The organism is endosymbiont 'TC1' of Trimyema compressum (assembly GCF_001584725.1).
In the GTDB taxonomy this organism is placed as follows: domain Bacteria; phylum Bacillota; class TC1; order TC1; family TC1; genus TC1.
In genome coordinates, this window is sequence record NZ_CP014606.1 from 1,170,320 (window position 1) to 1,191,301 (window position 20,982).

At 31.7% G+C, this 20,982-nt stretch carries 22 protein-coding genes, 1 tRNA gene and 4 pseudogenes; 3 read left to right on the forward strand and 24 right to left on the reverse strand.

The annotated features are described in order from the left end of the window. Window positions 1-286: 286 nt before the first annotated feature. The 6 genes and pseudogenes from AZF37_RS07375 to AZF37_RS07395 all read right to left on the reverse strand — a co-directional run bounded on the left by AZF37_RS07375 (window position 287) and on the right by AZF37_RS07395 (window position 3,607). The gene (locus AZF37_RS07375) at window positions 287-889 is read right to left on the reverse strand and encodes a DUF3324 domain-containing protein (RefSeq protein WP_088370222.1); all 603 of its coding nucleotides are present in this window, start codon (window positions 887-889) and stop codon (window positions 287-289) included. A 65-nt stretch (window positions 890-954) separates the two neighbouring features. Then, entirely contained in the window at window positions 955-1,191 is a 237-nt protein-coding gene (locus AZF37_RS07380; RefSeq protein WP_162473988.1) for a WxL protein peptidoglycan domain-containing protein, read from the reverse strand. A 140-nt stretch (window positions 1,192-1,331) separates the two neighbouring features. Further along, entirely contained in the window at window positions 1,332-1,493 is a 162-nt protein-coding gene (locus tag AZF37_RS12455) for a WxL domain-containing protein (protein WP_162473989.1), read from the reverse strand. A 38-nt stretch (window positions 1,494-1,531) separates the two neighbouring features. Then, the gene (locus tag AZF37_RS12460; protein WP_088370224.1) at window positions 1,532-1,954 is read right to left on the reverse strand and encodes a WxL domain-containing protein; all 423 of its coding nucleotides are present in this window, start codon (window positions 1,952-1,954) and stop codon (window positions 1,532-1,534) included. Window positions 1,955-2,217: 263 nt separating this feature from the next. Next, window positions 2,218-2,415: an SHOCT domain-containing protein gene (locus AZF37_RS07390; protein ID WP_245611936.1), complete on the reverse strand. Its 198-nt coding sequence runs from the start codon at window positions 2,413-2,415 to the stop codon at window positions 2,218-2,220. Between the two features lie 409 nt (window positions 2,416-2,824). Next, window positions 2,825-3,607 (reverse strand): annotated as a pseudogene (locus AZF37_RS07395) (aldo/keto reductase). Between the two features lie 269 nt (window positions 3,608-3,876). Between AZF37_RS07395 and AZF37_RS13415 the strand changes: the two are divergent. After that, window positions 3,877-4,131 (forward strand): annotated as a pseudogene (locus AZF37_RS13415) (tyrosine-type recombinase/integrase); the annotation flags it as partial. Between the two features lie 2,359 nt (window positions 4,132-6,490). On the opposite strand, the gene AZF37_RS07410 reads toward AZF37_RS13415, so the two are convergent. From AZF37_RS07410 to AZF37_RS12475, 8 genes and pseudogenes are all read right to left on the reverse strand, one after another. Beyond that, window positions 6,491-7,609, reverse strand: coding sequence for an RHS repeat domain-containing protein (locus tag AZF37_RS07410; protein WP_162473990.1), 1,119 nt, complete (start codon window positions 7,607-7,609; stop codon window positions 6,491-6,493). 23 nt (window positions 7,610-7,632) lie between these two features. Beyond that, a pseudogene (locus AZF37_RS07415) lies at window positions 7,633-8,782 on the reverse strand (IS3 family transposase). 42 nt (window positions 8,783-8,824) lie between these two features. Continuing rightward, window positions 8,825-9,712, reverse strand: a complete 888-nt coding sequence (locus AZF37_RS07420; RefSeq protein WP_088370229.1) for a hypothetical protein — start codon at window positions 9,710-9,712, stop codon at window positions 8,825-8,827. Between the two features lie 20 nt (window positions 9,713-9,732). Continuing rightward, window positions 9,733-10,233: an RICIN domain-containing protein gene (locus tag AZF37_RS07425; protein ID WP_088370230.1), complete on the reverse strand. Its 501-nt coding sequence runs from the start codon at window positions 10,231-10,233 to the stop codon at window positions 9,733-9,735. A gap of 503 nt (window positions 10,234-10,736) precedes the next feature. After that, window positions 10,737-11,021: a hypothetical protein gene (locus tag AZF37_RS07430; RefSeq protein ID WP_162473991.1), complete on the reverse strand. Its 285-nt coding sequence runs from the start codon at window positions 11,019-11,021 to the stop codon at window positions 10,737-10,739. A 45-nt stretch (window positions 11,022-11,066) separates the two neighbouring features. Then, window positions 11,067-11,288: a TraM recognition domain-containing protein gene (locus AZF37_RS12465; RefSeq protein WP_088370232.1), complete on the reverse strand. Its 222-nt coding sequence runs from the start codon at window positions 11,286-11,288 to the stop codon at window positions 11,067-11,069. A 4-nt stretch (window positions 11,289-11,292) separates the two neighbouring features. After that, on the reverse strand, window positions 11,293-11,553 hold the full coding sequence (locus AZF37_RS12470; RefSeq protein ID WP_088370233.1) for a type IV secretory system conjugative DNA transfer family protein: 261 nt from the start codon (window positions 11,551-11,553) through the stop codon (window positions 11,293-11,295). A gap of 38 nt (window positions 11,554-11,591) precedes the next feature. Further along, window positions 11,592-12,512: a type IV secretory system conjugative DNA transfer family protein gene (locus tag AZF37_RS12475; RefSeq protein ID WP_088370234.1), complete on the reverse strand. Its 921-nt coding sequence runs from the start codon at window positions 12,510-12,512 to the stop codon at window positions 11,592-11,594. 138 nt (window positions 12,513-12,650) lie between these two features. On the opposite strand from AZF37_RS12475, the gene AZF37_RS07450 reads away from it, so the two are divergent. Together AZF37_RS07450 and AZF37_RS07455 are read left to right on the forward strand one after the other, a co-directional pair. Next, window positions 12,651-13,007, forward strand: coding sequence for a hypothetical protein (locus AZF37_RS07450; protein WP_088370235.1), 357 nt, complete (start codon window positions 12,651-12,653; stop codon window positions 13,005-13,007). Continuing rightward, window positions 12,989-13,192 carry a site-specific integrase gene (locus AZF37_RS07455; RefSeq protein ID WP_088370236.1) on the forward strand — a complete coding sequence of 68 codons (204 nt, stop codon included), beginning with the start codon at window positions 12,989-12,991 and terminating at the stop codon, window positions 13,190-13,192. Before AZF37_RS07450 ends, AZF37_RS07455 begins: the two co-directional genes overlap by 19 nt. 364 nt (window positions 13,193-13,556) lie before the next feature. On the opposite strand, the gene AZF37_RS07460 is transcribed toward AZF37_RS07455, so the two are convergent. The 10 genes and pseudogenes from AZF37_RS07460 to cysK all read right to left on the reverse strand — a co-directional run bounded on the left by AZF37_RS07460 (window position 13,557) and on the right by cysK (window position 20,904). Further along, window positions 13,557-13,638: transfer RNA gene (locus AZF37_RS07460), tRNA-Leu, on the reverse strand. Between the two features lie 124 nt (window positions 13,639-13,762). Next, the gene (locus AZF37_RS07465) at window positions 13,763-14,974 is read right to left on the reverse strand and encodes a 6-phosphofructokinase (protein ID WP_088370237.1); all 1,212 of its coding nucleotides are present in this window, start codon (window positions 14,972-14,974) and stop codon (window positions 13,763-13,765) included. 104 nt (window positions 14,975-15,078) lie between these two features. Next, entirely contained in the window at window positions 15,079-15,912 is an 834-nt protein-coding gene (locus tag AZF37_RS07470; protein ID WP_088370238.1) for a DegV family protein, read from the reverse strand. A gap of 148 nt (window positions 15,913-16,060) precedes the next feature. Then, complete coding sequence (locus AZF37_RS07475) at window positions 16,061-16,897, reverse strand: monomethylamine:corrinoid methyltransferase (protein ID WP_162473993.1); 837 nt, start codon at window positions 16,895-16,897, stop codon at window positions 16,061-16,063. Beyond that, window positions 16,818-17,441, reverse strand: a complete 624-nt coding sequence (locus tag AZF37_RS07480) for a monomethylamine:corrinoid methyltransferase (protein WP_088370240.1) — start codon at window positions 17,439-17,441, stop codon at window positions 16,818-16,820. The genes AZF37_RS07475 and AZF37_RS07480 overlap by 80 nt, the downstream gene beginning before the upstream one ends. Then, the gene (locus AZF37_RS07485; protein WP_088370241.1) at window positions 17,431-18,099 is read right to left on the reverse strand and encodes a cobalamin B12-binding domain-containing protein; all 669 of its coding nucleotides are present in this window, start codon (window positions 18,097-18,099) and stop codon (window positions 17,431-17,433) included. Before AZF37_RS07485 ends, AZF37_RS07480 begins: the two co-directional genes overlap by 11 nt. 132 nt (window positions 18,100-18,231) lie before the next feature. Beyond that, window positions 18,232-19,068, reverse strand: a complete 837-nt coding sequence (locus tag AZF37_RS07490) for a solute carrier family 23 protein (RefSeq protein ID WP_162473994.1) — start codon at window positions 19,066-19,068, stop codon at window positions 18,232-18,234. Continuing rightward, window positions 19,068-19,247, reverse strand: a complete 180-nt coding sequence (locus AZF37_RS07495) for a solute carrier family 23 protein (RefSeq protein WP_088370243.1) — start codon at window positions 19,245-19,247, stop codon at window positions 19,068-19,070. The genes AZF37_RS07490 and AZF37_RS07495 overlap by 1 nt, the downstream gene beginning before the upstream one ends. Continuing rightward, the gene (locus AZF37_RS07500) at window positions 19,214-19,624 is read right to left on the reverse strand and encodes a solute carrier family 23 protein (RefSeq protein ID WP_088370244.1); all 411 of its coding nucleotides are present in this window, start codon (window positions 19,622-19,624) and stop codon (window positions 19,214-19,216) included. Before AZF37_RS07500 ends, AZF37_RS07495 begins: the two co-directional genes overlap by 34 nt. 336 nt (window positions 19,625-19,960) lie before the next feature. Beyond that, a pseudogene (cysK, locus tag AZF37_RS07505) lies at window positions 19,961-20,904 on the reverse strand (cysteine synthase A). Window positions 20,905-20,982 lie beyond the last annotated feature (78 nt).

Here is a 20,982-nt window from a genome sequence, read left to right on the forward strand (position 1 = left end):
ATTAAAATTTAAAAGTTGGATAGCGTAGTATCATTTTAATTACTACTTAATAGCAATATTAAATATTACTTTTATAAATAGTTTTTTATCAATTACCACCATCTTGTCCATTGGCCATATAGTTTCACATCATATCATGGCATATAACATTTGTTCTTTTTGTTTATATAGTATACATTGCAATGAAAAAAGAAATAATTACAACTAAAAAGACAAGTGCTGCACAAACACAAAAGCTCACTTCTACTAATTCTTTTAATTAGTTTACTTATTAAAATCATTAACCTTACTTAAAATTCCTTTTCTTCCTTATTATTATGATATATACTAAAAATAAACTTATAATTATAAGTAAACCAATAATTACATATCCAACAGATGAATTCTCTTTCACTCCTTCTGTATTTTTAATATTCTCTGAAGTAATAGAATTAACAGTAAATGCAAGTTCCTTTTCCCATTTTTTAGATCCACATTCAGCTATAACATAAAGTGTATACATACCCGGCTCTATAGTTTCTTCGTTCCAATATATAGGCAAATCAACATTACTATTAGGTGCCATTTCTAAATCATCTTTTTGATATTCTTGAATAATCTGAGAAAAATTTTCCTTGCGAAATTCAGCCTTAATACTCATGTTACTAATTAATGTAGCTCTTGTATTCTGAACGTTAATCGTAACAACAGGTTTTCTCAAAAACTGATTTGCTACTGCATTACTTATTTCCAATTCTGGTTCAGGAATATTTCCATTTACAAGTTTAACACCTTTAATAAAAGCATAAGAATTGAAAACTTGATTTGTATTAAAATCTTCTAATGCACTTTCCTTCTCACCAATTTGCATTCCCCCAAGTATTACACCTTCAGCTACATTATTTGGCACTGTCAGCTTAGCTTTTAATATATAATCTTCATTTGCAGGTATTTCTATTTCATTTGATTCAAATACTAAAATATCTGATAGCGAGCATTTTGTGTACTATCTTTTTTACAATCTGACATAGAATAATCAACAACACCATTCATTGTAGTCCATGCATCAGTAACATGACACTCCAAATAAATAGTTTTATTCGTTTTATTGTGAATTTTTAATTCTAGCGTTTGCTCGAAATTAGGTGAAATATTTAAATCAAAATATGAAACCTTAGAATTTCTTTGATTGCTTGGTAATACTGCTTCCACAAAAATGCAGTTTCGTCACCTTTAACATCACTAGAAATAGTTATTGTCATTATTCCAAATATACACAAAATCAAACTTAAATAGATTATTATCTTCTTCGTCAAACTCTCCACAATAACCTTTCACTAAAAATAAAGAAATTATTCATTAATCGGAATATCATTTAAAGTCCAAATGATTTTAGTTTGATAAGCTCCCATAACAGCTTCACCTGGATTCACGTTTAAACTAATATTACTACCATTCCAAATTGTTGACCAACCAAGTAATCCCTCCTTAGTTTTTGCTGCAGCTTTTTGCACAACTGTTGGAAATGACTTTCCATTTAAATCAACAGCATCTACATAAAGAGAGTCGCTAACACCTGGTTTTTTGCATTAGGAACATTATTTTTTACTGGATTTGCATTAGGATTAGCTATTTTAATATTATTACCACTTAAAGCAATACCTTCTTTTGTTCTCATTTTTTCAGCTTGAACTGTTACATTGTACCCACTATCCGTTCCCCTATTATCAGTAACAATCATTTGATATGTATCATTTTCGCCTAAGGGAATTATATCAGGATATAATGTCAATGGTATCGGTTTAAAAGAAAAAATTTTAGGAACTGAATCCAACGTTAACTTATCAGGTTGAAATTCAGCATTTACAGTCGTTTCCCCAATACCAGCTATTCCTGCTCTCAACGGTGTCCCTAGCATTCCCAATTCAAATACAAAACCTAACAATAAAATAATAATTATCTTTTTCTTCATCATAATTCATCTCCTTACTAATATTTCTTACAAAATATTTATGGGTCGCCTTTATATTCTATTATTTTATATTACATTTGTTGTTGTAATATGTCAATGCTTTTTTAGTAAAATTTATTTATACTTTTCGCTTGCCCCTATAAAATAAGCTTATAATAAAATATATCTTGATTTGAAAAATAATTCAATAATATATCAACCAATTATACAACAAAAAAGAGCCTAGAGAAATCACTCCCCTAGGCTTTTTACTATTCTTGCTCTGACTAACCTAACAACTGTTTCTTTTTAGCATCAAACTCATCTTCAGTGATAATTCCTTCGTCGCATAAAAGTTTGTATTTTCTAATTTCATCAGCAACACTGACTGTTCCAGATGTAACATTACTTTTTTTACAAGTCATCAGCTCTTCCAATTTCTGCTTTATTTTTCCCACTAAATCATTATGTTTTTTTGTATACATAATTGTGTTCTCATCTCTAGCTGCATTCATAATACCTTTGTTGCTTCAATTCCTCCAGTTATAGTGAACTGTATATAACCGCTCGTAACTAAAGTCCCTTTAACAACTTGGATACTGATTATATCTTCAAGAGGTAGCTAAAAAATGTTGTTAGGCGAATAAGTCAATGTGCTTAGAAATTTTACAAATAGCTTTGCAAAAGATTTGAAATATATGCAATAACATCTATTGGATTTGGTACTTTTTAATGAGAAGATTCTATAAAACTCAATAATAAAGCAACACTTAAATCAAAGTGCTGAGATTTAGCTGCTTTGATAAAACACATAAAAAGAGGGTGTCTCAAATTTTTACTATTTTGAGACATTCCCTTTTATTCTAATTCATAATGCTCTTAGGTTTACTCCAGTTAAAAATCGAAATTATCTGGATCAGGCCCAAAACGATGATTGTCGTTTAAAGTAGCAATTCTCTTCATATCAGCTTCTTCAATCTGGAAATCAAAGATCTCTAAATTCTCAATTAAGCGACTTTCATGAACCGTTTTCGGAACGGGGATAACGCCCATTTGATGAGCCCAACGCAAAAGAATTTGAGAAATGCAACGCTTATACTTTTCACCTATTTCCTGAAATAAAGGAATTTCAAATCCATGACCCTGCATGAGTGGCGCCCAACCAGTTAAAATAATATCTTCATTATTACAAAAATTTAGTAATTCTTTTTGAACTAGTCGAGGATGAAATTCTATTTGATTAACCATTGGCATAATTTTAGCTGTTTTCATTAACTCATGCAAATGATGAACCTAAAAATTAGCTACGCCAATAGCCTTAACAAGACCTTCGCTGTAGAGCTTTTCTAAGGCTTTCCATGTGTCACTACTATGAGGTTTTGGCCAATGTACTAAATATAAATCTACATAATTAAAATTTAACTTTTTTAACGATGTTTCGAAAGCTTTAAGTGTCTTATCATAACCCTGATCATCATTCCACACTTTTGTAGTTAAAAATATCTCTTCTCTAGCTATACTACATTCATTAATACCCGCTCCAACTTCAGCTTCATTAAAATAAAATGCTGCTGTGTCAATATAACGATAACCTAATTCTATAGCATCTCTAACTATCCGAGTAGTATCATCACAGTTTTTCCATATTCCTAAGCCAATTGAGGGCATTTTTGCCATTTTTTAATGTCATGAATTCCATTTGTTCTTCCTCCTTAATAAATATTTATATGTTAATCTAGTATACCTTTTAATAAAAGAATATTCAATGCGGCACAAGCGATTTGCATTAGAAAAAAGCCTAGAGAAACTCAATCTGAAGTGATATAAAGATGGTAGACACAAAAAGATTGCGTCTACCATCTTTTAATATATACTAAAAAAGAGTGAGAACGTGGAAGGGTTATACTTAAATGGACATGAACTTTTGAAAACTAACCTTTCACACAGAATTTAAAACAGCTAGAGACAGTCTTGGTTTAAATCCTAGGGCCACCTTCCACTCTCTTAGAAAAACTAATGCAACAATCATGGCCGAGAACAATATTAGCAGTAGGGAAATAAAACAGAGACTGGGTCATGGAGACATTGCTGTCTCAGATTGCTACTATATAAAGGAAACTGTTAAAAATCAAAAAAAGGCTGCATCAATAAAATATTTATTGCTCTCTTATTTTTTTAATATTTTTTGGTCGTCAAACTAGTCATCAAAGCACTAAAAAAGGATTCCAATAAAATTACCGAAACCCTCTTGGTGCGAGAGATGGGACTTGAACCCACATAATGTTACTCACACGCCCCTCAAAGCCATAAAGCTAGCTATTTACAAGCTAAACACATAATTAAATGGCTAATTTGCATATTTTATTTTCTTTCTTTTTCTTTTATTTTGTTTTCTAAAGTGTCATTCAGAGTGTCATTAAACATCTTGACACTCTGAAAGGGATTTCTATTATTCTAATAAATGATTTGTAAAAACATTTAGCATTTTGGATAAACTTTTTGATATGCAGTCATCTGTTTTTATGGATATGACAAGAATACATATCACAATAAATAAAATCAATTTCAACGACAATATAATAATATACTCCTTTACTTATCTTGCTGTATGTATAACAAGGTAACATTCTGCTAAAATAAATCCATCAGTTAACAAATTGTCATTAAACTCTTTAAATGATTTTTTCGTAACAAAATATCTATCATATTCTATATTGTTTTTAGAAATTCTTTCTTTTTTGCTACGTATTTTTCTATATCTATATTGCTTTTGGTAAATGCTTTTACCTCAACTAGGCATTTGCCTAGTCTCATTATTGATAAAAATCAAATTGGCTTTTTTCCTGAATGACTTTTTCATTAAAATAATAATATCATCTGGAATCACTCCAAAACTTCGAGCAGTATTAGACATTCCATTCATTTCAAGATAACCTATTGCTAATTTATGAAATATCGGAATACTAATTAAATTAAACTAAAATAAAAATTAATATTTAAATTCCTGCAATTGCCTTCACGGGAAAACTCCTCTTATGATTAGCCTTTACCAATCCTTTCTTACTTATATATTATAAACTTCAATTTTTAAACTATCCTTTTTATCGTAAAAAAAATCAATTACAGTACCATTGCCATAGGTTGAAGATAGCATATTATGATAAACAGAATCATAAATGTTTCTTGAAATACTTTTACCATTTATATTTGAAGCAATTTTTCTTCCCCAGTTATTTTATTCAAAAGTATAGCTGATCCAAAGCCGTCAACTACAGCTTTTAGTAAATATATATATTGATTGAGAATTGTACTTTTAATCTTTTAAGTAGAATTCTATTCACTTCTAATAAATTTGTTTCATTCTAGATACTCCCAAGCACTCAAGATAACATAATATGGAAAAATAATTAAAATACTAGCAATGAAACCTAATACTATTTTAAATACAAATGTTAGCACTGAACCTAAAATAATAGATAAACATGTTGGAAGGATAATTAACAAGATAAAAAGAAGCATGTCTACTATTATGATAGCATAGACTTTTTGTAATGTTATTTTTAGAGATTTTCTATAGTTGGCCTTATTGAAAACAAACATAAATCCAAGTGAAAATACAATTGGGAAAATTAATAATACGAATAATAGTAAAAACAACATTACAGCGTAATAATAAAATAATGGATAACCTGATCTGACTGTCAAAGGGATAATCATAGTTATATTTACAAAAAGCGATGCGAAAATAATACATATTGTAATGCAAAATATATATATGATACTTTTTATCAAAACAAATTTTCAATTGAGATGGTATTTTTTATTCAAATACCTTTTTAATATGAAAGAAAAAACAGTTATTGCAAAAATTAAAAGAACAGCTATTAACCAGTTATTTACTTCATTATAGTATAAAAACGAATATAAACGGCTAATTAGAATAACTAGCATATTGAAAATAAATGAAATTAAAATTATTTTTCTATTATCATTTAAAAATCCAAAATATTTTTTCATTTTTTCTCCTCCTTAATAATCAGAATTTTTATAACAATGTATCTTTGTTTAGCCAATTTGAATATAGAATAGAAAGGAATCAATCCTATTAAATAAAACATACTAAAACAAGAACTTATAGGATTGGTTTTCAACTCACTAAAGAGTCAACGATAATATAATTACTAGAAATTAGTACGCCTTAAAATCTTACAGATAACTGTAATTACAATTGTTAAAGAGTTTGATAGAATTCTCTTTTCACTTCTTAAAATTAAAACAATTGTCTATACAATTCCATAAGTAATTATCAATCATTAAGCTAACTACCAATACGTTTAAAAACTAGCATTATTTCTCTTGTTAGTAAATTATTCTTATGATTCCAACATAAGAAATTTTACCAATCTTTTTTTATTCCAAAATAATAAGTATCTTTTGTGCCATATCCATCGTCCCCAAAAAAGCCAAAAGCAAATGGATCATCTGAAGGTCCAGTAAGATTACCTTTTCCATCAATCGTCCAATATTTTGCTTCTGCAACACTAGATTCTAAATTTACTGTTAAATTCCCAGCACCACTTTTACTATACCAAATACCGTCAATTTGGACAATAAAATGATATCTATGCTCATTTCTTTTTGCAATAACTTTATTATATAAACTAGAATCAAGTTTTTCAACTTTGCCAAATCATCTTGAAGCGAAATATTCGAACTACCAATATCATCTTCTATAGAATTAATGAAACTCTTACCAGTTTTATTAAGATCATATCTAGTTTGTCTACCAGTAGCTGTACCATAGCAGTCAAAACTAATAGGGTCATAAGTTGTTCCACTTGTTCTTACATCAATTTTATTTGATACACTAGCAGGTTTTTGATATTCATTTGGTGGTAACTTCCATATGCTCAACCACCACTTCTCAATCATTTGGCCTAACCAATTAAAAAACTTACCCTCACGATCAATATTATTAATAGGATTATTACCACAATAGGCAAACATATTAGAATCGAATGCACCTTCGCCAGTATTTACATAAACATCTCCATTAATAAATCTACCTATTTCAGGATTATAATACCTTTGTTGTAAATAATAATATCCGGATTCCTCATCATAAAAATAAGAGCGATATCTAAGTGGGTTCTCAATCCCAATAGTATCTTTTAATTCCCCGCTAATTTCCTTTATATTCCCCCAACTATCATAGACATAAGATACTACTTCTTTTCCATTATTGTCAAGAATACCTTCTACATCATTCTGAGCATTTAACTTGTAATGATAGGTATCACCATCTTTCACCATAGAAATTAGATCTCCTGTATAGCCTCTATTAAAGATTATTATTGAATTATTAGTTTTTTGTCCAACAACTTCTCCATTTGAAGTTGCATATTCCGTAACTTCAGAATCAACTTTTTTGCTTGTTCTAATTCCATCTGCATCATAATTGTATACTGTCGATTGATTATCCTGCTTAAAAGAAGCTAGGCGTCTTCCTTGTTTCCGAATATGTTCTTTGTTACCAAAAACTAAAACATTGCCAATTTCATCATAAGTTAATGTTTCTCCATCATACTTAACTAACAAATCCTTCCATTTATCATCATACACATATTCTTTTTCCGTTAATGATTCCCTATCTTTAATTGATTTTTGGAAGAATGTCAATAGAGTAGATAGAAAAAGTGAAATTAAGTTTTAATAGAAGTGAAAAAATAGTCTTCTTTGGAATTAGGAGAAAGAATGTTATTAGCAGAGTGGGGACGTATAGGGGGTTGTAGAAGCCCTCAATGTGTTCAAAGCAGGAAAGCTTAATTTGAGCAAAGGAAGAAAAAGACCTACGAAGAATTTCTTCTTTTTTCATATATTTAAAAAGGACTCAACGACAGCATTGTCCCAAGGATGAGAAAGCTTAGAAAAAGATTGAATGATACCAAAAGAATCAAGGAGCTTTCTAAAGATAAAAGAAGTATATTAGGAACCTCTGTCAGAATGAAAAATAAGAGAAGTAGAAGGTTTTTGAGAATAAAAGGCTTTGATAAAAGTATCCTTAACAAGAGAAGTATCAATTTTAAGAGAGAGCTTCCAAGCAATAATTTTACGAGAAAATAAATCCATAATAACACAGAGATAAGCAAAAGAGGCATTTAAATTAATATAGGTAATGTCACTAGCCCAGACTTGATTGGGCTGAGGAACATTAAAATTTTGATTTAGGTAGTTAGGGCAATCAAAATTGGGAATAGACCTCGGATGAATAAACCGAAGTTTGATAGTAGGCATTTTAGGAAGATTCATGTCAGTCATCAGGCGGCTCGCTCTACCAATACTGATGTTGATGCCATAGTCATAGGAAAGAAGAGCCTTAATCTTAGATGGGCCAATACGTCTCTTAGTAAGATGACAAATCTCCGAGAATAAGCTGACGGAGTTTTTAATTCTCAATAGTTCTAGGAGAAAGTTTTTCCGAAAAGTATTTGTAATAGGAGCTGCGGTTCACTTTAAGGACATGACAAAGAAAAGAGATAGCGTGCTGAAAACGAAGGGTATGAACAGCCATTAATCTTTGTCTGAGTGAGGCGTGAATATGGCAATTGCTTTTTTTAAAATGATATTTTCCTCCTAGAGTCGAGCATTACGCTTTTGAAGATCCTTAATCTGCTTAGCGGTTAGAATAGTATCATCATCAATTCTAACCTGAGAATAAAGTTTAATCCACTTGTGTAAAGCAGACATGGAGACACCATATTCTTTAGAAAGTTGGGATTGAGTTTTACCGTTTTGGTGTAAATTAACAATACTTTTTTTAAATTCTTCATCGTATTTCTTGTAATTATTCATAATTTTATCCTTTCTTATGTGTCTACTTATTTAAAACATGTTTCACTTTTTCCTGTCTACTTTTTTAGTATATGTCCAGTTAGTAATGCTTAGTAATGCTGGTACTTCGGCTTCTATTTTTTGATCAGACTCCGTTTCATGATTCTCTAAAATATCTGAACTGGTAAAACCAGGCTCAAACAATCTAAAACTAAAACCAAATTTTCCATCCTTAACTTTAAGTAACTTTTCATCACTGGCATTTTTGGCAAAGGAAACATTTAAGGCATTTTCTGTGTTCTTTAATACACCTTCCTTAATTTCCCCGTCTGTACCATCTATTAAGTTGTTGTTAATCTCCTTCATTACAGGCTTATTTTCAGTAGATTCATAATCTTTTGCTACATAATCATCGGGTAATGGCACAGACTCTGGATGGATTTCAAGAGCTGGTTTATCATCTGGAATAGCATCTTTTGCTTCCTCAGGTATATTGAATTCAGCTAATTTTTTTATTTCATTTTCAGTTTCGAGAGCGGTAGCCCTAGCTAAAGGATCTTTAGCTCCTTCTTCCTCATTTTTATTCGCATCATAATGGACAGCATAAGGATAGATTTCAGCCACAAGGGTACCATCATCTTTCCTAAAATGCTTAACAGAGGTTTCTCTTAAATCTTCTACTTCTTCAATAATTGGAGATTCTTTCTCCATGGAATCAGCAACAATTTCCTCTCCCTCTAAACTATTCATATCTGTCATTTCAGAAGTTGGTGGTGCTTCTTCTGTCATCTCTAAAGGTGCTGTTTCTGGTACATCATTTAAACCAACAGCTTCTGTTGCTTTAATATAGCGATCGATAGGCAAAGGAATTATACTTGAATTAAATATTAAACTAAACATAATAACAAAGGACAGACATAATTTTATTAGATTTCTTTTTTCTTTAAACATCTTTCACACCCCTTAGCTTTCTAGTTAGATACTGGATAGAACAACCATTTTTGATTGTCTTTAAAATTTCTATCCCATTGTGCCATTGTTCCACCATTTGCATAAGAGCTTCCGCTTAAATCCAAATACTTTCCTGACCATACATTTTTAATTTCAAAGGCGTTATAGCCTGCTTTCTCTAAGGTCCATTTTTGAGCAGCATTGGCGCCATTAAAATTTGTATACCGCATAATAGTAGCTCCGTTATTCTTACTGCCATCCATAGTATGAAGCACATTACCAAAGGCAACTGACTTGATTAGATAGTAGTTCCCCTTGTCTATTAACTCCCATTGTTGTAAAGCACTTCCATGGAAACCCCACTGAATGGCTGGTTGCAACAGGGTATTGTTTGCAGCATCTAATGCTTTACCTGATTGAAGTGAAATTATATAATATTCCCCAGCAGGAATCTTTCCCTCAATATTAGAAGAGAGGGCTTTTACATCAGAACCTCCCCATACATTAAGCCTATACTTAATGCCATTACACCTATAACACCCATTAACATTTTCCTATTTTTTCATTTTACCCTTCTCCTTGAATTATATTTTTATATTTTGTAAATTCAGTTTAACATCACCTTGCCTGAAACTATACAATAAAAAAATCACAAGCGAAATAACTCTCACTTGTGATTTATTAATTTAATCTTTTTCTTCACCCTAAATAATTGCTGATTTTTTATGAATATGCTAAACACCATTTCAGTATTCATAAAGTCAGTTCCTTTTCATTTCATTATGATTGTATTTGTTTATTTAGTTAAATGATTATTTTATTATATAAAAATATTTTTGTCAAGCATTTATTATGTTTTTATTGCCTTCGATTTTTAGAGTGATTATTGTACTGATATCAATCCAGTAAATCTTCCACCGTTATTTTTCAGCTTCCTTTTCTAATTCTTTAAGGAGTTCATTCATTTTATCACCTAGTCCTTCTTCTTCTGAAAATTCTACTTTCGAGGTATCAATATTAAGTCCTAGGGCATCATCAAATAATTCTTCATAGTTATCTTATTTATGTTTTTTAAGAAGTCCCAGACAGATAAATTAATCTCTTTCTTTTCAATTCCAAGTGCCTTTAATGATTCGCAGGTGTTTCTTTCTAGTTGTATTTTTTTATTATGTTCTTTATCACCTAATCCTAACCATTTATTTCCTTGCATAGTTGAGATATCAGGCAATCTAACTATCATTGGATCTAGTCCCCTCATAATAGCTAGTCTATCTGGTGAACTTAATTTCCCTATTTCTTCTGGAAGCAATAAGGAGCGTTTCATTAAGGATGTATTAATTGAAGCTGATCCACTTCATGCTTTTTGACTTCCAGCCTCTACTTGATAACTGTCGCCAATTGAAACCGATTCTGTAGTATATGTACATAAACGACTACTTAATTCTTTTAAGGTTGTATCATTGGTTAAAGCTAAGTAAATACAAAACAAACAGTTATCTTTAATAGTATTCATTGTATCTTCACCATATAATGCTTTAAGTTGATTAAAACCTTGTATAATTAAGTTAAAACGCATACCTCTACCACCACCCTACTGTTAAAGCTTTATCAAAGTCTGGCACTGCCGGAAAGTTTCCAAATTCTTCAAGATTAAAATTAATACGTATTGGAAGTCCTCCACCATATTCTAGATCAGCTGTTTTAACTAAATTCATATAGGCCTGCTTTAGAAATAAAGTTACCAGTGGGTAGTTTGTTGAATCCTCATCAGGAACAATTAAAAATAGAGCTGTTTTTTCTTTTGCCACTTTTGATATATCAGTATCATGTTTGCTTGTCATTTCAGCAATTTCTAAATCTATGAATTTTTGCAGTGTTCCTAGCGCTGAGGAAAAGAAGGTTTTTTGTAATCATCCTTTTCATTATTAACTACAGCAAAAACAGTTCTTAATGGATCTCCGACAGGTAGTCTTTTATAAAACTCACCGCCATAGATAGGGCTATTAGCTTTGCTAGGATAAACATATTCGGCCATTTGTGCAATAAATAAAAACACGTTATATAAATTTTTGCATTCAGGTGATGCATATTTGGCTATGGTTAATATTGTGGTATTTAATACAGATACTTCTCCATTTCTCCAAAATGGATCTGATTCCTTTTCTTGCTTTGGTTTTAGAATATTTACTAGAGTTGATGTTAATTTCTGCGCTGAGTTCATATCGCCTTTTTCAATTGCTTGGTTAATATCATTCATGTAATTATAATGATGGGATTTTAGCGGTTCTTTTAAATTAATTGTTAATACATTATAACCCTTTTTATTTAAAAATGGATATGTGTATAAAAATAATTCTCCTTTAGGATCAGAACAGATTATATTCTCTCCGGCCATTGCTTGGTTAATAATTAATTGTAAAATAAGTCCTCTTGTCTTTCCTGATCGAGTGGCTCCAAGTATCAGTGTATGAATATCGTCATCAACTGTATAAACAGTATCTTTAATCTCTTCGCCCTTTTTCACATGAAAAACTATTCCTCCAACTTCAATTTCTCCATCTTCATTTAATAGTTCTGATTTTTTAAAATGTCTTTCAAAATCCTCTTCAGGTACAAACCATGCATCCCCATGTTGTTTTTCTTTTGATTTTAAAGGAATAACAACATTTTCCCCAAATTTTTCTACTGGTAGTGAGGGAATTTTTCTATTTTTAAATAATCCAATAAAGTAATAATAAATTACTATTGTTAAAGCTATATAAGCGATTATTCCATACATATATATCATTAGACAATCCATTTAAATATGTTTCCTTTAATATAATAAAAAAGAACTATCCCTGTTATTATCATTAAAACAAAGTAAAATATTGTTCCAATTAGTTTTGCTGTTTTCATAACATTAATTTCCTCCCTAAATAAAAAACAAACCGGCATTTTGCCGATTTATTTTAATCTATTATTTTTAATTTTAGCTAATGTCGATATCATTAAACCTAACCATATAAACCAAATACTTAACTATGGAACAACTAAAGGGCTTTCAGAACGAAGCTTGCAAATTATTTATAGTCAAATAAATAGAATATTAAAAGAAGCTTTGTACACTGGGTTTTTAGAAAATAATCCAATTGAAAAAGTTAGACGTACTAAAGCAATTAAAACTGAAAAAGTGATTTTTAGAAATGATCAAGATTTTATTAATATTCTTAAAGATGTGACAAAAAGTAAAAATAAAATTTTTATGCACTTCTTATCACTGCTTGGGAAACCGGAATGCGTGAAGGTGAATTAGCTGGATTAAAGAAAAGCTGTGTAGACATAAATAATAAAATAATCAAAGTTAGACAAGGTGTTCAAAGAACAAGAGCAGGTTTAGTTCTTGGTAATTTAAAAACAATTGATTCAAAAAGAAATTTAATTATATCTAATGAGTTGTTAGATATAATTGTAAATTTGATGAATTCCAATAAAAGTTAATTTGTTTTTCCACGCGAAGATGGAAAAATGCAAAACCCATCAAACATTTCCAAAGCATTTCTTTATAGAATTAAAAAACTAGGTTTAGATAGTAATTTATCTTTTCATAGTATAAGGACACACGAATGCTACTATCTTAGCTGAAGAACATAATCTAATTGGGTTAAAAGGGGTTCAAACTAGACTTGGACATTCTGATCCATTTTTTACCCAAAAAGAATATGTAAAAAGTACTATCTTCATGCAAAAAGACATAGATAAAATTAAAAGACTTCATCTATATGATCAACTAAAATAGAATAAAGTGTCAATAAGAGTGTCAAATAAGAAAAAGGGGATCAGTAATTTTACTGATCCCCTTTTATGGTGCGAGAGATGGGAGTCGAACCCACACGGTCTCCCACACGCCCCTCAAGCGTGCGCGTCTGCCATTCCGCCACTCTCGCATTCCTTTACCATTGTACCATTACTATTCTTATGAAACAAGCATTTTCTATGAGTATTTGAATTGCTTATTCCATAAAAAAGGTTATTCCAGTCTTCTGGAATAACCTTTTTCAAACCAACTTCTTATTTTATCTTATCTACTTTTTGAGCTTTTAAAGTAGCAGTCTTTTTAAATGTAGAACCAAGTAATGGAAAGCCATATTTCATAAATGCTCCTGTAACCTGATTGCCTTCTTTTGTAATATAGGAATCAGGCATATGACGGGTTTTAGCTGCAATATTAGCCAAATCAGTTAACTCATAAGCAACATCGTAATCTCCCACTCTTTTGATAATAATTGAACCACTCTTATAGTGTCCACTAACGCCATAAATAACAGCTTTAGCACCTGCTTCTCTAGCTTCAATCTGATCTGTTACAGATACAGTACCAGCAAAGCTTCTTTGAAGATAACCAAATGTATCCGCCCTTACTCTACTAATGTGAAGGGTTTCTTTTATTTTTTTTGAAAGCATTTCACCTAGTTCGCCACCAGCTAACTCAATATTACCATGGGCATCACGGGTAACATTTTCTTTAAGCTTAGCTGCTATTAGTGTTCCTTCTTTATCAATTATACCTTCAGATACAGCAATTAGGCAACGACCTAATCGCTCATATACAACCTTAACATCCTTTAAAAATTCATCAATATCAAAAGCTCTTTCAGGCATATAAACTAAATGCGGTCCATCATCTGGCAAAGTTCTTCCTAAAGCCGCTGCTGCAGTTAAAAAGCCAGCATGTCTGCCCATAACAACACCAATATAAATACCTGGTAATGCTTTAGTTTCTAAATTAGCACCCATAAATGCTTCTGCAACAAATTTAGCTGCTGAACCATACCCTGGAGTGTGATCATTTAATTCTAAATCATTATCAATTGTTTTAGGAATATGAAAAGCTCTAAAATCATAGTCCTCTTTTTCAGCATATTCATTAACAATCCGTACAGTATCAGATGAATCATTTCCACCAATATAGAAAAAATAACGAATATTATACTTTTTAAATACTTTAAATATTTGTTCGCAATATTCTGCATTAGGTTTATCCCTTGTAGAAAATAATGCAGAACATGGAGTATTGGCTACAGCCTCTAGATTGCCAGGTGTTTCAAAAGATAAATCAATAAAATCCTCATCAATTATTCCTTTTACACCATGAAGGGCTCCATAAATTCCTGTAATTTCACTGTGCTGTTGCATTTCCAAAACAGCACCTACTAACGATTGATTAATAACAGCAGTAGGTCCACCGCCTTGAGCGATAACTGCATTGCCTGTTATTTTCATTTGATCACCTCATATTTATTTTATCTTATTCCTAACCTTCATTATACAAAAGAAAGAGAAAGGGTTAAAGCCTTTCTCTTCTTTTATCGCCTGTTTTATTTCTATTAATAACCGACACCTAATAAACCAGGTCCTGTATGGGTTCCAATTACAGCACCCACTTCTGTGAAAAACTCAACTTTTTCACCTAATGCTTCTTCTAGTTCTTTTTGAAACGCCAAAGCTTTAGGTAAAATATCTTTTCCCGCATATACCAGCATTAGCGGATTTTTCTTGTTTCGTCCTTCTTTGGCATACTTAATAAGTTTTTTAATTAATTGCTTGTCCCCTTTGGCTTTGTCAATAGATGTCAAACCTCGTTCATTTGTTAAAGTCAGGATAGGTTTAATATTAAGCATTCCTCCTACTACGCTTTGAACGAAGCTTATTCTGCCACCTCTTTTTAAAAAATCTAAATCATAAACACTAAATACGGCATGTTGATTACGAATTGTATCCTTAATCTCTTTTATCACTTGTTTGGTATTTTTACCTGCCTCTATTAATTCAACCGCTTTCACAACAAGAACACAATTTAACATTGTAACACTGCCATCGATAACATGAATTCTCTTTTTATCAACAGCATCTGCTGCTTTTACAGCAGAATTGTAAGTGCCACTTAATGCCCCTGCTAAGGTAATTACTATAATCTCATCATCATTGCTATCAAGCATTTTTATCATAGCCTCTTTATAATCATTCTCTGAGACTTGAGCAGTCTTTGGCATAACTGATGAGGTCTTAATCTTTTCATAAAAATCATCTGCAGTTAAGTCAACTTTATCTCGATAGGTCTCACCTCCGAAATTAATCATTAAAGGAAGGGTTGTTACAAGACAACTAACTTTCATATCCACTGGATAATCAGCTGAACTATCTGCTAATATTTTAATCATAGTAAACTCCTTTTAAAGCATGTTATTTCTTATAAAATTGTATCCTATTTCCAAACATAAGTCAAAAGAAAATCACTATTTAGTATTTACTATATTTATTTTTATAAGAGGATTTATCAACTGATAAATCCTCTTATAATTGATAAATTTACTTTAATGGAAATCCTAAACTTTTAATATCTTCTTTAACCTTTTCGTACATTTCTTGCCACACAGGCAATGGTTTTATTTTCACAGTATCATAAACATCTTGGAATGGCTTTCCAATGGGACTCTTAGCAATTAATGGCACGTATTTACTTTGAAATATTTTAATAAACTCATTAGCATCTTTTCTAGTCATTCCAGTAGCTGCGTGAGCAATTTCAGCATTAAATCTAGCCTCTAAACCACTACAATGTGCTAAATTCACCCCTACTGCCGAACGAACACCATCAATTCGAGCTGCACCAGATACAGTAGCATTAGTAGCTTGAGTTGCACATTCATACAACAAAGATTCCGTTAATGGACCTGAAACAGGTGATGTCATCACTGTAGTTAATAAGTTCGTATTTCTATTAAGTGCTTGTTGTGCTGTACTAATGGCCCAAACTAATTCTGGGGCAGTATCACAATTATAAAATGGATGAGTTGGACACATAGAAAAAGTTGTGGCCATATTAACAACACAAGCTAAAATTTCTCCCGTAATAGCCATTAATGCTACACCATCTGCTCCACCAGCATGTCCGCCTAAGATAGGGTGGTTATAGAAACTATGAATCACGCAACCCGTTCTAACTAAATGAGCAATAATTTTTATTAAAAGACCATAATTGGTTTTTAGTTCACTAACAAAACAGACATGATGCCAATCTTCCTGTGGAAAACCTCCAAAAGAAGTGCCTGAAAGTTCACCTATTTCAGTAACAGCGTTTTCTACAACACCAAAACCAATTCCCCGGCCTACCAGCTCTTTGAGCGGCTGCTTTTGACAGTTCAATTTCTCTCCAAGCGAGTAAAACTTCCCAAGGAGAACTTGTTTTAGGTTGTCTGCCATGAACTAATTCTAAATTCCCACCAACAACAGTATCAATAATGGGTTCCTTAATATAACTTTCCATAACCTCTGAGTAAAGCTTTTCTGGAATGGGAGTACCAAAAGGACCCCTAACATTCTTAGATATGATTGTATCTTCTGGTCTTCTTTTCACAATAGTTGTAGCGTCTAGGCCAGAACCAACTGTAACTTGGTTAAGTGTCCATTTAAGAGCCTCTAAAATTTCTTCCTTAGCAAAAAGCATTCTTCTATGAGTTGATGTGCAATAGATACCTAGAATTTCCGCCATTTCTAATCCTGCTTTAAAAAAGCGATCCGCTAAATTATCATCCATTAAAATGGCATCTTCGTTATTATATTTAAGCTCATATTTTTTTAATATTTCACGAGTTGTTTTTGAAACCAATTTATCAAACTCTTTTTCGTCCATTATAGGACCTTCTTCAGCACGATCTAAAACATCTAATAAGCGCACATTACTTTTCATAATTACTTCCTCCTTTATTAAGTAGTTCCATACATGCACTTACAGCATCATTGGCATCTGCACTGTAACCATCGGCACCTATAGACATCGCCCAGTCATGGGATACAGGTCCACCGCCTACAATAACTTTTATATTCCCATGAAGACCTAATCCTTCTAAACCTTCAATAGTCTCTTTCATGTAAAGCATAGAAGTCGTTAGTAAAGAAGACATACCTATTAATTCAGCTTTTTCTTTACGAGCAGTTTCAATAAATAAATAGGGATCAACATCATTGCCTAAATCAACAACATCAAAGCCATTAACTTCAAGTAAAGTGGCTACAATATTTTTCCCAATATCATGAACATCCCCTTTAACTTTACCCATCACAATCGTTCCAATTTTTTCAGTAACAATATTTCTTTCCTTTAGCACAATGGCAACTTCATCCTTAACCCCTTTTGCAACTTCTGCTGCTGATACCAAATCAGGAAGAAATAAATCCAACCGAGAAAATCTTTCGCCTATATCATCCATTAAATGTAATATGGCATTATTAATAATATTCATTGGATTAGTACCTTGATTAATCCACTCTCTTGTCTCTTTAGCTGCTCGTTCGCCATCTCCTCCAGCTTCAATGCATTCCATTAACACAGTTATTAATTTTTCCATTATTCTCTACTCCTTTTCCACCTTAATTTTATTGAAGATTTTCTTTTTTTAGGTGATTCTTCCCATGTAATATAAGCATCCTTTTTTGCAATACCATTAAAAAAAGATTTAAAATAACAGCTGTCATTGCTGCTAAAAAATACCAGAACTCAAGATAGGACTCAAATCGATTACACCATTAGCACCCATTGATAAAAGACCAAAGAATGGTCTATAGACAACTTCTTTAGTTGCAGCCAATGTTGCACTTGGTACAATCAAATTACCTGTCAAAGGTAAAAGTGCCATTCCTAAAGAAATAGAAACAATTAAAATATTACCATGGTTTTTATCAAAATCTACTTGTTTCAAAATACGGATACCATCGCCTGTAACAGTAGCAAACATTACAAATGCTGCTCCACCAATTACAAATACAGGAATGGATTCCACAAAAGCTGCCAGCTTCGGCATTGAACCTAAGACAACTAAGATACCACCTGCTGTAACAACTACCCACCTTGATTTAACACCAGTTAAAGCAATCAATCCCAAGTTTTCTGCAAAAGCAGTATAGGGTAATGAGTTAAAGCTTCCGCCAATAACTGATGAAAGACCATCTGCTGCAATTCCTCTAGCAAACTCTTTTTGAGTTATTTTTTTTTTGCCTACAATATCTGCCGTAGCTAAAAAAGTACCAGTTGAATCAATAATTACTGTAAACATAACAATAATCATTGTTATAATGGCAACTGGCAAATGCTGCCATTGAATAACACCTGCCATTTGGGCACCATGATCGAAGAAATAATAGAATGGCATATTGAAACCGAACCAATCCCTTCCGTCCATAATACCTAAATCCACATTTCCTAATAAAAGACAAATAACATAGCCTATTATAATTCCAATAATTACAGAAATATTTCTTAAAAATCCTGTAAAAAATTTATTAAAAAGCAAAATAGTTAGAATTACAATAAAAGCCACTAAAAAAACATTGGTGAACCGTATGCACTATCACCACCTAAATTAACCCCTACTCCTTGACCACCAATCATTGTTAAACCAACAGGTATTAAAGAAATTCCCACAGCTGTAATTAACGTCCCAGTTACAACAGAAGGAAATAACCTTAATAAATGACCGGATAAAGGTGAAATAGCCATTGTAAAAAGCCTGCAATAATTACTGATATAAAAATAGTAACCAAAGCATCCTGAGGTCTTCCTCCGGTGCCTAAAATACCAAGTCCAATTGCAATAACAGGTTGTAAGACAGTAAAAGTAATCCCTTGGATTATGGGTAAGCGAATACCAAACTTCCAAATCCCCAAACTCTGAATAATTGTTGCAATACCACAAACAAATAAATCTGCATTAATTAATAGAATTAACTGGTCTGAAGATAGCCCTAAAACATTTGCAATAATTAATGGAATAACAACAGCCCCAGAATACATTGCCAAAACATGCTGAATCCCATAAACAAATAGTTGTTTTTTAGGTAAAACTTCATCAACAGGATGAATAACTTTCTTTTCCATTATTTCTCCTCCTTTATATTCATTTCTACTTTAATTATTTCCACCTCCTTATTTTGTAGAAAGAATTCTCCCAGTTATTGCGCATTTCTCACTTTGTTGATTCATGATAACACTAAGTCAACAGCTAAAACTATGGCTTATTTAATAAATTCAGCGCAACATAAAAAGGCATTTTAGGTGATTCATATAGTAGCATTTTTATTTATTTAATATTGAAAGAAAACCTTTGTTAAATCTTACAAGTAAATTTCTTTTTTGTAAGATTTAACAAAGGTTTAAAAATAAAAAACACCCTATTACAATTTAAATTGTAATAGGGTATGAATTAACTACTGCCTATTTTTCTTCTTTAAATAAATCTGTAGATAAGTAGCGTTCTCCAGTATCTGGTAAAATCACTACAATGTTCTTACCTTTATTCTCAGGTTTTTTTAGCAAGCTCAGTCGCTGCAAATAAAGCCGCTCCTGATGAAATTCCCGCAAGTAATCCTTCAGCTTTAGCTACATTTCTAGCTACTTTAAAAGAATCTTCATCCTTGACTGTAATAATCTCATCAATAACATCTATATCTAATATTTTCGGAACAAAACCAGCTCCAATACCTTGAATTTTATGTGGAGACGGTTCTCCGCCTGAAAGTACAGGAGATGAAAAAGGCTCAACAGCAACAACTTTAACTGCTGGATTAACTTTCTTTAAAACTTCTCCAACACCAGTAATAGTACCACCTGTTCCAACACCAGCTACAAAAATATCTACTTTCTGATTACCCATATCTTTTAGAATCTCAGGACCTGTTGTGGTTCTATGAATCTGAGGATTTGCTGGATTTTCAAATTGCTGAAGAACTAAGGCTATTATTGATACTATCTTGTAACTCTAAAGCTTTTGCAATAGCACCTTTCATGCCTAATTTTCCTTCTGTCAAAACAACTTCTGCTCCTAACGCTTTAATTAAATTTCGTCTTTCAACACTCATGGTTTCAGGCATTGTTAATATTAATCTTAAGCCCTTTGCTGCAGCAACTAAAGCTAAAGCAATACCTGTATTCCCACTGGTAGGTTCAATCAGTGTAGTATCATTAGTTATTGTTCTTTTGGCTATACCATCTTCTATCATCGAAAGACCAACTCTATCCTTTACACTTCCACCTGGATTAAAATATTCTAATTTAGCAATAATAGAGCAACATAAGTCGTGCTCCTTTTCATAATTGTTAAGTTTCAATAAAGGTGTTCTTCCAATTAAATCTGAAAGATTTTCATAAATTTGACTCATGTTCTTTCCTCCTTTTTTATTGCAGGAATTTTTATTCCTTACCTAAAATAATACTCTATTTCATTAAGCATTGCAATT

Coding starts and splice junctions, on each gene's coding strand:
- AZF37_RS12460 (WP_088370224.1), bottom strand. CDS start 1,954: ATGATGAAGAAAAAGATAATTATTATTTTATTGTTAGGTTTTGTATTT.
- AZF37_RS07390 (WP_245611936.1), bottom strand. CDS start 2,415: ATGTATACAAAAAAACATAATGATTTAGTGGGAAAAATAAAGCAGAAA.
- AZF37_RS07420 (WP_088370229.1), bottom strand. CDS start 9,712: ATGTTTAAAGAAAAAAGAAATCTAATAAAATTATGTCTGTCCTTTGTT.
- AZF37_RS12465 (WP_088370232.1), bottom strand. CDS start 11,288: ATGCGTTTTAACTTAATTATACAAGGTTTTAATCAACTTAAAGCATTA.
- AZF37_RS12470 (WP_088370233.1), bottom strand. CDS start 11,553: ATGACAAGCAAACATGATACTGATATATCAAAAGTGGCAAAAGAAAAA.
- AZF37_RS12475 (WP_088370234.1), bottom strand. CDS start 12,512: ATGGATTGTCTAATGATATATATGTATGGAATAATCGCTTATATAGCT.
- AZF37_RS07455 (WP_088370236.1), top strand. CDS start 12,989: ATGCGTGAAGGTGAATTAGCTGGATTAAAGAAAAGCTGTGTAGACATA.
- AZF37_RS07465 (WP_088370237.1), bottom strand. CDS start 14,974: ATGAAAATAACAGGCAATGCAGTTATCGCTCAAGGCGGTGGACCTACT.
- AZF37_RS07470 (WP_088370238.1), bottom strand. CDS start 15,912: ATGATTAAAATATTAGCAGATAGTTCAGCTGATTATCCAGTGGATATG.
- AZF37_RS07480 (WP_088370240.1), bottom strand. CDS start 17,441: ATGAAAAGTAATGTGCGCTTATTAGATGTTTTAGATCGTGCTGAAGAA.
- AZF37_RS07485 (WP_088370241.1), bottom strand. CDS start 18,099: ATGGAAAAATTAATAACTGTGTTAATGGAATGCATTGAAGCTGGAGGA.
- AZF37_RS07495 (WP_088370243.1), bottom strand. CDS start 19,247: ATGGCTATTTCACCTTTATCCGGTCATTTATTAAGGTTATTTCCTTCT.
- AZF37_RS07500 (WP_088370244.1), bottom strand. CDS start 19,624: ATGGAAAAGAAAGTTATTCATCCTGTTGATGAAGTTTTACCTAAAAAA.